General features: G+C 54.8%; 10 protein-coding genes and 3 pseudogenes. 8 read left to right on the top strand and 5 right to left on the bottom strand.

The features are described from left to right. Positions 1-278: 278 nt before the first annotated feature. Together ACIQVE_RS28305 and ACIQVE_RS28300 are read right to left on the bottom strand one after the other, a co-directional pair. Entirely contained in the window at positions 279-1,469 is a 1,191-nt protein-coding gene (locus ACIQVE_RS28305) for an MFS transporter (protein WP_402815032.1), read from the bottom strand. Continuing rightward, the gene (locus ACIQVE_RS28300) at positions 1,466-2,659 is read right to left on the bottom strand and encodes a serine hydrolase domain-containing protein (RefSeq protein ID WP_339502452.1); all 1,194 of its coding nucleotides are present in this window, start codon (positions 2,657-2,659) and stop codon (positions 1,466-1,468) included. The genes ACIQVE_RS28305 and ACIQVE_RS28300 overlap by 4 nt, the downstream gene beginning before the upstream one ends. Before the next feature lie 115 nt (positions 2,660-2,774). Between ACIQVE_RS28300 and ACIQVE_RS28295 the strand changes: the two genes are divergently transcribed. The 3 genes from ACIQVE_RS28295 to nhaA all read left to right on the top strand — a co-directional run bounded on the left by ACIQVE_RS28295 (position 2,775) and on the right by nhaA (position 5,819). Then, complete coding sequence (locus ACIQVE_RS28295) at positions 2,775-3,701, top strand: LysR family transcriptional regulator (RefSeq protein ID WP_402815028.1); 927 nt, start codon at positions 2,775-2,777, stop codon at positions 3,699-3,701. A gap of 97 nt (positions 3,702-3,798) precedes the next feature. After that, entirely contained in the window at positions 3,799-4,131 is a 333-nt protein-coding gene (locus tag ACIQVE_RS28290; protein WP_402815025.1) for a hypothetical protein, read from the top strand. Between the two features lie 335 nt (positions 4,132-4,466). Beyond that, positions 4,467-5,819 carry a Na+/H+ antiporter NhaA gene (gene nhaA, locus ACIQVE_RS28285; RefSeq protein WP_402815022.1) on the top strand — a complete coding sequence of 451 codons (1,353 nt, stop codon included), beginning with the start codon at positions 4,467-4,469 and terminating at the stop codon, positions 5,817-5,819. Positions 5,820-6,798: 979 nt separating this feature from the next. Here nhaA and ACIQVE_RS28280 read toward each other — a convergent pair. Next, positions 6,799-7,245 (bottom strand): GNAT family N-acetyltransferase, encoded by a 447-nt coding sequence (locus ACIQVE_RS28280; RefSeq protein ID WP_402815019.1) that lies wholly within the window; start codon positions 7,243-7,245, stop codon positions 6,799-6,801. Positions 7,246-7,302: 57 nt separating this feature from the next. Between ACIQVE_RS28280 and ACIQVE_RS28275 the strand changes: the two are divergent. From ACIQVE_RS28275 to ACIQVE_RS28255, 5 genes and pseudogenes are all read left to right on the top strand, one after another. Next, positions 7,303-7,422, top strand: a pseudogene (locus ACIQVE_RS28275) (ATP-binding protein); the annotation flags it as partial. A 685-nt stretch (positions 7,423-8,107) separates the two neighbouring features. After that, the gene (locus tag ACIQVE_RS28270; protein ID WP_259696069.1) at positions 8,108-8,692 is read left to right on the top strand and encodes a hypothetical protein; all 585 of its coding nucleotides are present in this window, start codon (positions 8,108-8,110) and stop codon (positions 8,690-8,692) included. 656 nt (positions 8,693-9,348) lie between these two features. Continuing rightward, positions 9,349-9,654, top strand: a complete 306-nt coding sequence (locus ACIQVE_RS28265) for a hypothetical protein (protein WP_402815015.1) — start codon at positions 9,349-9,351, stop codon at positions 9,652-9,654. 670 nt (positions 9,655-10,324) lie between these two features. Continuing rightward, positions 10,325-10,798, top strand: a complete 474-nt coding sequence (locus tag ACIQVE_RS28260) for an antitoxin Xre/MbcA/ParS toxin-binding domain-containing protein (RefSeq protein ID WP_169374179.1) — start codon at positions 10,325-10,327, stop codon at positions 10,796-10,798. 20 nt (positions 10,799-10,818) lie between these two features. Next, positions 10,819-10,950, top strand: a pseudogene (locus ACIQVE_RS28255) (restriction endonuclease); the annotation flags it as partial. A gap of 11 nt (positions 10,951-10,961) precedes the next feature. Here ACIQVE_RS28255 and ACIQVE_RS28250 read toward each other — a convergent pair. Next, positions 10,962-11,705: pseudogene (locus ACIQVE_RS28250) on the bottom strand (carbon-nitrogen hydrolase family protein); the annotation flags it as partial. Beyond that, on the bottom strand, positions 11,702-12,787 hold the full coding sequence (locus tag ACIQVE_RS28245; RefSeq protein WP_402815012.1) for a phenylacetaldoxime dehydratase family protein: 1,086 nt from the start codon (positions 12,785-12,787) through the stop codon (positions 11,702-11,704). The gene ACIQVE_RS28245 and the pseudogene ACIQVE_RS28250, both read right to left, overlap by 4 nt. Positions 12,788-13,088 lie beyond the last annotated feature (301 nt).

Genomic DNA, 13,088 nt, shown 5'->3' with positions numbered 1-13,088 from the left:
TGATCCGCAGGACTTGTTGCGAGCAATTACTCAGCTAACAACCGTCGGCGCTGCGCGCCGACAGTGCATCAGCGCGTTTTTACACACTCTGGGCCAGAAGCGGACACTGGGTATGGATTGCAGATCTCGTACAGACACTACTCAAGGGGCTATGCAGACCTGTTCGAACCATCCGCCAAAGGTTGTCGATAGCTGTCATGCCGGTCCACTTCCGTCCAAAAAGCTTTGGGATGCTCTGTTAACGAGGTTCGCCGCTGCCTGCTACCACATCAGCACATTCAAATTGCATCGGATTTCAGCTCCTGCACCACGGGAAACCCGCGCAGCTTGGCCGACCACGTCACCATCAGCGTGGCCACCAACAGCACCAGTAGTGCAGGAGGGAATGCTTCTACGCCGAGTCGGTCGAGTAGCAGACCTCCCACAATGCCCCCGCCAGCAATTGCGGTGTTCCAAGCAGTCACGAGCATGGATTGTGCGACATCTGACGCATCGCCAGCAGTTTGGGCCAATGCCGTTTGAAACAACGTTGCGGCGCCGCCAAAGGCTAATCCCCACGCGCCAATCGCTACGAAAACGGCAACGGGTTCGGTGGCTGCCATACCCAGCACCATCGCTGAAATTCCAAACAATGCGGTACTCGCCAGGGTCAGCGCGCGCAGGTACTGGTCGATTAACACCCCAACAATCCAGATGCCCAGCAGCGATGTGATTCCGAAGACCAGCAGTACTACATCCGTCTGCGCCCCCAGGCCGGCCACTTGCAGAAACGGGGCGATGTAGGTGTAGAGAATGTTGTGCGCAAGGACGAACGCCAGTACCACGAAGAGCACGGGGCGAATGCCCGGCAGTGTGAATACATGGCGCAACGACAGACGTTTTTCTTCAGCCTTTCCGGCGAAGTCCGGCACGTTGAAGCGCACCCATGCCATCAGCAGCACGGCCAGCAGGCTCATGATGCCGAAGCACATGCGCCATCCCAGGACATTGCCCAGAAAGGTTCCGGCCGGGATGCCCAGCGAGAGCGCCAGTGGTGTGCCCACCATCGCAATCGCGATGGCGCGGCCTTTGCGGTGCTCGGGCACCAGGCGCGCGGCATAGCCGGCCAATAACGCCCACAACAGCCCCGCCGCAACGCCGGCCACAAAGCGCGCCGCGATCGTCAACGTGAAGCTGGTCGAAAACGTCGTGACCGTGTTGGCAATGGCAAAGCCGGCGATGGCAGCGAGTAGCAAGGGACGGCGACGAAGTCCTTGTGTGGCCGCCGTTAACGGCATGGCTGCCATTAGCGATCCAATGGCATAAGCGGTGACGGTTTGCCCGACCCACGCCTCGGAGACGGCCAGCCCCTGTGCCATCTGCGGCAGCAGACCAGCCGGCAGTGCCTCGGTAAGGATGGTGATGAAGGCGGCCATTGCCAGCGCTAACAAGGGTGCATAAGGCATGCGATCCTGCACTTGCGAGTTCATTGGCCTAGCTCCGCGACGCCGTATACCGCGTCCCGCAGGTCGGTTACGAACCGTCCCGACATGCCCTCGTACAATGTGTTGGTGAAGGCGACGACACTCAGCTTCTGCTGTCGATCCACACACCACGAATGGCCATAGGCGCCCCCCCAACGCCAGGTGCCTGGCGACTCCGGGGTGACCGCCAAGGCCGGATCGCGCAGTACCGAGAACCCCAAACCAAAGCCGAACCCCGGTGCCGCGGGCAATTCCCGGCCGCCGGTTTGATCGCGTGCCATCTCCTCGACGAGTGCCGTGGGTAGCAGCTCACCGCCGCCGCGACGCAACGTTTCAAGGAGGCGCAGGAAGTCCTCGGCTGTTCCGGCCATGCCGGCACCACCCGACGCAAACGCATGCGGGTTGAAGATGCGGGCGGGGCTGAACGGGATGCCGATCGTCCCCTCGAACGGCGAAACGATTTCGCCTTCGGCCAGCGCATGGGGCTCGGGAGTCGCGCTGACGTAGGCGGTAGCCACACGCGATGGATCAAACGCGGCAAAGCCGGTATCGGTCATTCGCAGCGGATCAGTCACGAGCTGGCGCACCGCATCAGCCAGTTGCTTGCCCTGCACTCGCTGAATCACCGCCCCTAGTACATCGGTTGCCACCGAATAGCCCCAGGCCGTGCCGGGCTCGTACAGCAGCGGCACGCTGGCGATGCGGCTCAGGTTCTCGGTGAGGCTGACGGTGGACGCATCCATACCGTCCGAGACATCGGCCTGTGCATAGGGGCCATGCGCATCGGTTTCGAAAAAGCGATAGCCAAGCCCCGCTGTGTGACTAAGCAAATGCCGCACCGTGATGCGGGCAGCACATCCATCAGCCAACCGTGGTCGAAACTCGGGCAACCACCGCTCAACGCTGTCATCCAGACCGAGACGGCCTTGCGCTACCAACACCAGGGCCGCCGTCGAGACAATAGGTTTGCTGACCGATGCCAAGCGAAACACCGCCTCTACGCTCATCGGCAACCGCTTCTCGCGGTCGGCCCAGCCGGCCGCCTGGCGATGGACCAACTCGCCATCGCGGGCCACCAATACTACCGCGCCAACCAGTCGCTGCTGCTCCAGCGCTTGCTGGACCGTTGCTTCAATGCGCGCGGACAATTGACGTGAAAGCGTGCCCGTGGATAAAGCGATTTCGGGGAGGGTCATGCGCAGTTCCTTCTGAGAGTGGAGAGCCCCGCCACGATAGAAAGTCTAGGATTAAAGAAAAACTGGGGTAGAGTTCCACTTTATGCGGAGCAGAACATCCGCAATGGAGGGCAGCATGGACAGCTTGAATGGCTTTGTGGTGTTTGTGCAGGTCGCTGAAAATCGCAGTTTCGTTGCGGCCGGCCGAATGCTGGGGGTGTCGGCGTCGGCCATCGGCAAGAGTGTGGCGCGGCTGGAAGAGAAGCTCGGTGTTCGCCTGTTTCACCGCAGCACGCGCAGCGTCACGCCGACTGCCGAAGGCATGCTGTTTCTGGAGCGCAGCCGTCGGATCCTGGCAGAAATCGAGGCGGCTCAACTGGAACTTTCGCAAGCCAGCGTCGCTCCACGTGGACGCTTGAGGGTCAGCCTGCCCTTGGTCAGTTCGCTGGTACATCCGGTGCTCGGCGACTTTATGCGTGAGTACCCGGCCATTGAATTGGACCTAGACTTCAGCGACCGCCTGGTCGATGTGATCGAGGAAGGTTTCGACGTCGTGGTCAGAACCGGCGCGCCTACGGATTCGCGTTTATCGGCGCGTAAGCTCGGTTCATTCCGTTCGTTGCTGGTCGCCTCGCCGGACTACCTGGCAGCGCGTGGTACGCCAAAAGTACCAACCGATCTGCTGCAGCACAGCTGCCTGCACTACCGTTTCCCCAATAGCGGCAAGCTGGAAACCTGGGCCCTGCGTCGTAACGCTGAGGAGCCCGAGTTAGCCTTGCCCATTTCGATGATCTGCAACACCATCGAAACCCGTTTATGCTTTGCCTTGCGGGGACTGGGCATCGCCTATCTGCCGGAGTTCTCCGTGAGGCAGGCGCTCACCGAGGGGCAGCTGTGGACCGTTTTGCCAGAGCACACAGAGCGCAATGGCGAGTTTCATTTACTCTGGCCTTCCAGTAAACACCCTTCTCCCAAGGTGCGGGTATTCGTCGACTTCCTCTGCGCCCGGGTTTTTCCGGGGAGAACGGGGAGAAAGGAGACGGATCTATTTTCATTACTGTAAACGTCTGCTTTTGGCCGCAAGCTGCCGTACCTGACAGACCGCTTTCGGCCAAAAGCAGACAGTCATTATGGGAAACCAGCCAGTAGTGAGGCTGCAAGTGTTCCAGTTTCTGCTAGCCACCAGCGGTGTGCTCGCGCTACTGATGTACCTGGTGATCGCCGTCACTCAGCTGCGTATGCGTCGCAAGCTGGTGGCCATGGGCAAGCGTCTTGAAGTGCGCATGTGGCTATTTCCTTGGCTGACGCTGCTGACCATCGTGTTCATCATCGGTATATTCGCGATGATGGCGATCTTTTCGGGCCAAAATGTTCAGCTTCTTAGCAAACTTGCCCTAAAGGCTTTTCTGATAGCCGCCGGGGGTTTTCTGCAGGAGCCAGTCCGCACTCTCGGCCCGCGGCGCCATGCAAGTGGGCACACGCTCTACATGTAGAAGACGTAAAAAAATAATTACCTGGTTCCACATTCAAAGCGGCTATACCTACGTCGACCCACAGGGAGTGGCGGTGGGCTGCGAGGACGTGTTCACGAAGCTGGAAACTGCCCGCGCCCATCAAAATGCGCACGCGAACAGAGCCCGTGCGACCTGAGATTCGCAGGGTGACATGGGAGATGGAGTAGCCTAGCTGTGAAGACTCACCTAGGTATTAGCGCAAATGAATTGCGCCGAGCCCCATTCATTCATACCATCACTTCGGGTGCACTGCTTTATATAGCGCAGGGCAGGTTAATCTTACGCGTTGGTCGGGCCGCCATCGGAGAATTTTAGTGCCCGAAAATAATCTCTCTTCCCCGTCCATCCCCCGCCCTCAAGTGCTCACAGAAAAAGCACTTGCTACTCTTGAACGTTTTTCGCGCATTGAAGCAGTCAGCGGGATTGCTCTTCTAATTGCTGCTATTGCGGCCTTAGTTTGGGCAAACAGTTCTTTTGCTGATAGCTACGAACACCTTTGGCATACCAAAATCACCATTGGTTTTGGTGATGCCAGCGTATCCCAGTCCCTTCATTTTTTTGTGAATGATGGGTTGATGACGATATTTTTTTTAGTCGTCGGTGCGGAGATACGTCATGAAATCCATGATGGGGCCTTGGCGAGTCTCAAAATGGCTTTGCTCCCAATGGGGGCAGCACTGGGTGGTGTGCTGGTTCCGGCGTTGATATACATCGCTATCAACCATGGTACAGAAGCCAGTGACGGTTGGGCGATACCAACTGCAACGGATATCGCATTCGCTGTAGGTGTACTTGCCTTGCTAGGTAAGTCAATATCCGGAGGCGTAAGGGTATTGCTGCTATCGTTAGCGATCATTGATGACATCGTGGCTATTCTGATAATTGCGGCATTCTATACCTCCAGCCTGGACTACATGGGCATAGCAATTGCCTCGGGCGGCATGCTGATGATTCTGATGTTCCAGCGGATGGGGATTGGCAAGATGGCTCCCTATGTATTACCAGGCGCGATTATCTGGTACGGATTGCTTAAAACGGGTGTGCATCCGACATTGGCTGGCGTGATTCTCGGGCTATTGAGTCCAGTGCGCTCAATGCCAATGACAGAACGACCGTTAGATATCATTCAGAGAAACTTTCAAGAATTACTAGACAGATTTTCAAATGACCGTCTAGATCAGTCAGTTACCAAGCCTCTGAAGGAAATACTACAAGCTCAGAGGGAGATACTTTCCCCGGTGCAGCGTATTCAAGCGACACTTCACCCATGGGTTGCATTCGGCATCATGCCGCTTTTCGCGTTAGCTAACGCTGGTGTGAGCTTCGCAGGTGCCGACCTTGCAAACGCACTGTCCCAGCACGTATTTATCGCGGTGATGTTGGCGTTGGTTTTAGGCAAGCCAATAGGCGTGATCTTCGCCTCCTATCTACTCGTCAAATTGAAATGGTGCGAGCTTCCCACCGGAGTAAGCTGGTCTGGGATAGTCCTAGTTGGCCTACTCGCGGGAATTGGCTTCACCATGTCAATCTTCATTGCATCGTTGGCATTTGACGATGCGGCGCTGTTAGACGCCTCAAAGTTGAGCGTGTTATGCGCGTCCGGTGCTGCTGCAGTATTAGGCCTTAGTTGGGGTTGGATACGGCGATTACCCAAGCGCGAGCAGTAAGAGGTTTTGTCGGCAGACAGACAATGCAGTGGGGTAATCTGCTTTCCTGTGAGACCTTCTGCAATGATTCGCATCGACTTCATCTCGCTCACCACCGAGCCCATGGACATGCTTCTCGGTTTGTAAACCGCCGCGCTTCCTTATGAAGGTACTGGTGCATGATGGCGGGGGGATCTGGCTTTCCGTCAGGTGTTTGCAGCAAAGTTGGCCCAGTGCCGAGCATGGCTCCGAAATAGAGTTGAATGTCGAGGATCAACCATTAAAAATCGGTTAACAAGAAACTGGCCTACGTGAACGCGTAACGGAAATAAAAAGATCCAGTTTTTTACATCTTTTGATTAACTCTTAATAAATTCTAAACAAGACACCTTGCCATCAGACCATGAAATTTTTTGAATCAAATGCGGCTGTCGACAGAACGGTAATACGGGCTAATCTAAAACCGTTACTCACGAGGCCCTTGAGTGAATCATATTTGGGCCTATACGACCATGCCATCCTCGGTTCATGCGTTATGGGCGGGGTCGCGTCGGGCACCCGCAAGGGTGGCTAGCCTAGTACTAGCACTCCAACCTTCGCGGCTTTGCCTACCCTCCATTCGCGTACGAGCAATGTTGGTTCCTCCAGTTACCCTTGGTTTCTATGATTCGCCGGATTACGGATTTTTGTAGACCTGACCTCGAGAGGGCTGCGGATCCCGATTGCAGCTAGCGCGACGGCTGGTGTACGGGTCAAGCGGGCCGATCACCTGTTCAGACTGTAGCCGTCCCTCGCAAGCAAAATGCGGGCTTCATTTCAAATTCAATTTCAGTCGCTAAGCTTGCATCACTTTGAGGGCTTCGACGGCTTGGCGCCGCAAGTGGAGGGCCGTTGGTTCACCTGCCGCGATCGAGTGGGCCGATAACGACCCAACGCAGCCATTCACAGGACGCTTCTGCTCGCATGAGTGATACCCGTGCGTAGAAGGACTATCCATTAGTCATTTGATATGTCGATAGACCTTTGTTGTGCGGACCGAGAATCCTGCCCCCTCGTATAAACGATGGGCAGATTCACGATCTGGATTGGAGGTTAAATCCAGAGTTCTCGCGCCGAGGTCATGGCTTTTTTCTATTGCTGCTTGTATGAGTGCTTTGCCGACCCCTTGACCTCGAGAACTGGTATCTACTACGACGTCTTCGATCCATGCACGAATGCCTGTCGGAATGCGAAAATGAATTAGGGTTAGCGCCCCCAAAATGCTTCCTCCACCTGCTGCTCTCACTACCAATAAATGGGAGCACTCTGAATCCACAATCTGCTTCAAATCTTCCATTGTCATCGCTTGAGCGTTTTTGGAAAGCTGTGGGAGAAGGTCATTCAAAGATCTGAGCAGCATAGGATCGGTTTCTTGAACCACCTCGACAATAGCGGATTGGTTTGTCATTAAAGATCCTCAAGTGCAGGGGGGGGAAGCTTCGATGGTTCAATTCGACACATTACCCCAACGCGTGGCGATGCGATCCTCGACCGGTTGGTGCACAACACCTACAGGATCGAACTGAAGGGCGAATCGATGCGCCGACGATCGACGAAATTGACGCCAACGGGTACTTCAGACTAACAATGCGAACCTGCGTCGCTGCGCTCCGACTGCCTGTACAAATGAGCGTGGAACGGGTGTCCGGATGTTGGTGGGCTGAGTGTCCGGATGGCGTGGAATCCGCACCAAAACGTCTGCGAGTGCCCGTATATTGCCGTTCTCTGCCGCAGCTCTGCGACAGCTAATAGGTCGAAATTTGCCTCTCGTGAAGGATTGCTTTTGGCCGATAGCGGCCATTCTGTCTGTCTACGAAAGTTTGGCCCGAAGCTGCTAAACGATCACACGCCAATATCGTGGGCAAGGAGATTTTCTTCGAGCGTTTCCATACCGTGCTCTTGCGCAACCAGCTGCCGCTGTAGGCTTCAGACTAAATGGCTCCGTAACCTGGAACGCAGTTCGACAGCCAACCCTGATAGTAGAACCTCACGTCTCTGCTCGGGGGCCTCGAGGAGTATCTGATGGGACGCCTGACCGATACGTGCAGGCATGATCCTGACTGGCTCATTCTTCCGGGTTTTGTGCACGTATGCATTGAACACCTCGCTGACTTGACGCCTCAGGCTCGCAGCGTAGATGACATGTGCCCTTTCCCAGACCTCGCGATCAAATACCCGCCCCATGAAATCCAGGCTATCGAAAAGGCAGGAGGCCATCACTATGATGGGCATTAGGCTTTTGAGCTCAACAGCACGTATGGGGGCATGGTATGGAAGACTTCATCAAGCAACACCAGGACGTTTGGGGTGACGATCCCAGCGTGCTCTTGGATCAGTATGATTACCAGCCTGAGCTCACCAAAAAGCTCGATGGCCTTGACGCGACGCAGTTGACCGAGCAGACACTGCTGGAAATCGTGTTATGGAAACTGGATCGCTATCCGCAACTCGATACTTCACTGCTGAAAGAGCTCAAGGCTGTAGGCCACCTTAAAGCGAAGCAGCACAGAGAAGCCAAGGATGTGCTCGGCAAGCTACTCGTATCCTCAGGGATCCGCCTGCCCATGGCTTCCACTATCCTTCGATTCGTGAACCCAGATGTGTTCCAGATCATTGACGAGCGAGCCTTTCGGATGCTCCGCCCTACTCACAAAAGCTACCCAGATAAGCCCGTCGTAAAGACAAGGCTCAGCGCCTACGTTGAAAAATCGTCAGCGATCTATTTCGACTACTTGGACGCCATGCATGAGGTCGTTTCCGAAAAGCTGCCATTTCGCCTGGCTGACCGAATTTTGTACCAACTGGATATTGAGCGCGACAACAAGATCCGTCAGAAGAAGTCGCCTGTGAAGTGACAGGATTGCCACTTCGCGACATTGGTCGCACTAGATGCTGAATCCGTGACCGGTCAGCTGCCCATATAGGTGGCTACCCTTCAAGACCTTCAGGAAACACACCACCAATCATGTGTTATGTCAGATATCTTCTTGAGCAGCTTAAAGGGGGGATTCGACTGCGACGTTTTTTGCGATGTTTCCTCGCATAAACTCTTGCCGATTTACCCGTCTAATCCCCTCTCTTGCGTTCACTTACTGCCCTCCCAACGCCAAACAACGGGAGATCAGAATGCATCAGCGAACACTCGGGAACAGCTCGCTCACAGTGTCGGCCCAACAATCATGAACACACATCGATGAACACATCTTTCTACTCATCGACCGCTTAGCTAGCTCTGACAGCCCTTTTGTGGACTTATGAACATCTGACATCGCCCACTTGTTAAATCATGTGTCTGGGCGGAACCTCCTAGCAATGACCGGTACAGCGCACCGAACTAAATACCAAAAAAACGACTACTAATTATCTGAAATCGTGAGTCCGCATACCATTTTTGATTTTTAATCCATTTTGTACAGAGATTATCTGCCACGTCGGACCTGGCAGCCTACAGACTTGGCGCCCCCGCGCTAACGGTCTAATATTGGCGCAGCCACCAATGACGAGATTCAACATGACCAAGACAGCCGTTCAGATCGATTTGGTGTGGACTGATGATGAGTCCCAAGCCATTTGCATCCATGCCATCCTGTCAAATGCAAAGCTTGTCTCGGAAAAAATGCATTGCCACCTTATCGAATGGAATGGCCAAGAAAATGAAATATATCCTGGACTGCTGATCGATGAAGATGGTGCTCACTGTAAGTATTCAGCCGAATGGGGATACAACAACAAGAGGATCGATTTTTTATTTTTTAGATCAACCGCTAGCTGTTGGCCAATTAGTTACTCGTACTCAGATCTTATCGAGCACCCCTGAAAGTCTCACTTACAGAATAACCTCAATCATGTACCTGCTCACCTGACCGCTAATAGACCGCCGAAGCAATTTTGCAGATAAAACGTGAACTAATCGCAAGATAACCTCCCTCTCAAGCGCTATCCATACATTACTTCGGGGTTTTCACGGTCGCTGCGAAAATCTGCGGTCATATCCAATTAATACTTCAGTCCCTGTCGCTCTAGCAATTTTTTACTGCTGCGACCTGTCAGACTGATTCATTATATTTTCTTTACTCGGGTCGGTGCTGCAGTTGCTGGGCTTTAGAGGTGATGGCCAATGTGGTTCGAACTGCGAACTGCGAACGGTGAGCAAGATCATGCAGAGTAGTTTTCAGATTTCCGGAATTCGCGTGCTTGCCGCTTGCGAAATTACTAGTCACCCTCCCCCGGGCTTCAATTGCCTGATTCGGCCGGGTGACAGCGGAAAATTTACCATCCTGGATGCCATCGAGCTTTGTCTTGGCGCCAGGCGTAGTGCTCCTTTTGGGGATACCGACCTTTACAACCTCAACGTCAATGTGCCCATCAGCATTTCAATTACGTTGGGCGAACTGCCGGACGACCTGATCAATTCGGTGCAGGCCACCATGCGCGACGCATCAAATCGGGCTAGGCTAGCTTCAAATGTCGCAAACGAAGTCAGCCAGATGGTTTCTCCTCCTACCCAAACAGCTAAATCGACACCGCCAGCCCGTAAGCCTACGGAATACTTGACCCAAGTCAAAATCGAACAGCTGAGCCAGCTCAGTATTTTCTTGCTGGCCAGGGAGGGTTTCGCCCTCAAAGATGTTCAGGCCATGCTCTCGGTCTCTGAGCTTTACTCGTCATCGAGGGTCATCGGGCGGATCGTCGGCAAGCCCATCCGAACGAGCCAACGGCAGGGTGATGACTCGAAGACAGCTCGCCTTAACGTCCAGCAGAGCGCGGTGGCCTTTCAATACGCGAAGGTTCTAGAACACGCGACGACTGTTTTTGGCACACAGCGGCTTGCCGAAGAATGGCTCGATCGACCTTGTAAGCACCTTGCAGGCAACGTCCCTCTTGATCTTATCGATAACTCTCTTGGGTTTCAGGCTGTCGAAGACTACCTGGAGCGGGTTGAGTTAGGGGTTTATCAATGACCAACGGCCTCGGATGGGTAGGCAAGAACATGGTCATACAGGCCAAAAACTCCACAGGTTCTGTGGGCAACGCTGCGCTTTAGCAGGCGATCTCTGCTAAAGCGTTCTACGGCTGTGATGAGGCCATGGTTGTCACGAATTCCTACTGCACCTTGACGATTACAACCAGAAGCTGCTTGTCAGGGCTGTCGCAAAGCAACTCGAACATTTCAGGAGAAATCAACGAACAAGGCGCCAACACAAAGCAACCACCTTCGACGGCATAAACGCGGCTTACTGCATTGTTCACTTCCCAACCCAACGCAGGAGCAAACGGTTCATAGGTCGAAAAACCAGGCCAAGCGGCGATGTGCACTTGCTCCTGCTGGGAATACATTGCGAACTTGTTCAACGACAGCACATTCTCCCAACAACACAGCGAACCGACTCGGCCAAGAGAGGTATCGTGAACGGCAAGATCGCTGCCGTCACCTTCACCGAATACCGTGCGCTCGCCGTGGGTTGGACGCAGTTTTCGACGCCGGGCGACCGTCTGACCGTTGGCGTCGATAATCCACTGCCCTAAGTACAGAGTGCCTCCGTCACGCTCAGCGTGACCGAGCACCACGCAGATGCGATTGACCCGAGCCGCCTCTTCCAGTCGCCGCGCCTGAGGGCTGTCGTAATGCAACGCGTTGTCGAAGTACTTCTGAACAAACCCCCGGCTGATGGCCCAGGCCGGTGTACCGAGCCAAATCCACCAAGGGTATCCGGGAATCCAGTTTTCCGGGAACGCAATCAGGCTGGCGCCCTGCGCTGCGGCCTCCTCGATGTAGGCGATGGTTTTATCCACCGTCCCGTCGAGGTCGAGGAACACTGGCGCAGCCTGAACGACGGCCGCCTTGTATTTGGGATGAACGAGGCTCATGCCTGGACTCCTGAGTCTTGAGAGCTAGAGAACAGATTGGGTTTGGCTTGGGCCAATAGCCCGGTGTCAGGGTGGCAATTGATATATTCGAAGATCTGGCCATGCGCTGGAAGCACAGCGACCTCGTGCCATAGGCGCAACTTCAGATCCCCGCCCAGCTTGGTGGCCATCGCAACAAAGCTGTTAAAAATTCGCAGATGAGTAGGATGGTTTCGGGCCCAGTCCTCCAGGTGACTCAGAGACGTAAAATGGGCCAAACCAAAACTGCGTGACAACGGTAAACCGGAGGCATCTGTCTCGCGCAGCAGACGGCAAGAAAAACACCCTGTTTCCAACGGGTGATCGCTCAGGAAGTCCATGCCCGCGCGCAACGCAGGCTCAATCTCGCCAAAATAGATGTCCTTTTCCTGCCCCTGGAGGTCACCGTACGCCTGCCCCGAACGAATAACCGCAAGATTGCTGGGGATCTGAACCCTGACTCGACGACCTAAGGTGCCACCCTCCAGAGCATCAAAAGTCAGCCCGGCAGAGTCTGAAGCCATCTGGTCATACCCACTGGCCGCGATACGATCTCGTGTTACCCCCCAGTAGTTGTGCTCGCGAATCGGACCGTGGAGCACTGGACAGACATGGGCGGCACCCACTCTCTCTTGAGTGTCGGACTGCAACGCCTCGAACCGATCGGCCGGGATGGTCAAGATCTCCCGAAACACGCCAACCGAACTACTCAGACGCACATCGGACAGCCAGTAATCCTGATGGACCAAACTGGCTTCCCAATGTGCATGACGCGCTTCGTCCAACCAGTAACTGATGCACAACCAGGTGTGATAACCCTGCGCATCGGTGTACGCGGCATACTCACTATGTACTGCGTCACCCGCATGCCGGAGAGCGTCCAAAAGCCAGTCGCGAAACTCGCCCACCTCCCTTGCGTCGGCGCCATGGGCCGACTGAACACCGTAGTAGGCCACGATGAGCTGACCATCATGCGGTGCCAATGCCGACCATGCCGGTACTGGAGGTACCCAACCATTTGGCATGCACTTGGGGAACTGACGTGACGACTCGTCGCGGTTCATCTGACGATCTCTACCTAGCAAGCGGGAGTACCCGCGGTAGGAAGAGCGTACGCCAGGACAGGCCGTCTCTCTTTGTCGAGGAAGAACTAAAACTTTGCAGTGTCGGAGGCGTTACCTTCGATGCATTACCCTGATAAGGAAAGTGAACGGCTAGCCATTTTCCTAGGGCGAGAACCTTTGCCGACACCAATCGAATCTTGGTCCAGATTGTAGTGGTCTAATGAAACCGGACACCCATTTAGGCGAGAATGCTCGCCAGATCGAGGTGTCAGATGACCAAACAACGCCGTTCCTTTTCCGC

It is taken from the genome of Pseudomonas sp. NPDC098747, from assembly GCF_044760045.1.
Taxonomy (GTDB): Bacteria; Pseudomonadota; Gammaproteobacteria; order Pseudomonadales; family Pseudomonadaceae; genus Aquipseudomonas.
Note: the sequence above shows the minus strand (reverse complement) of the source record. Positions and strands in the feature narration are given on the sequence as shown.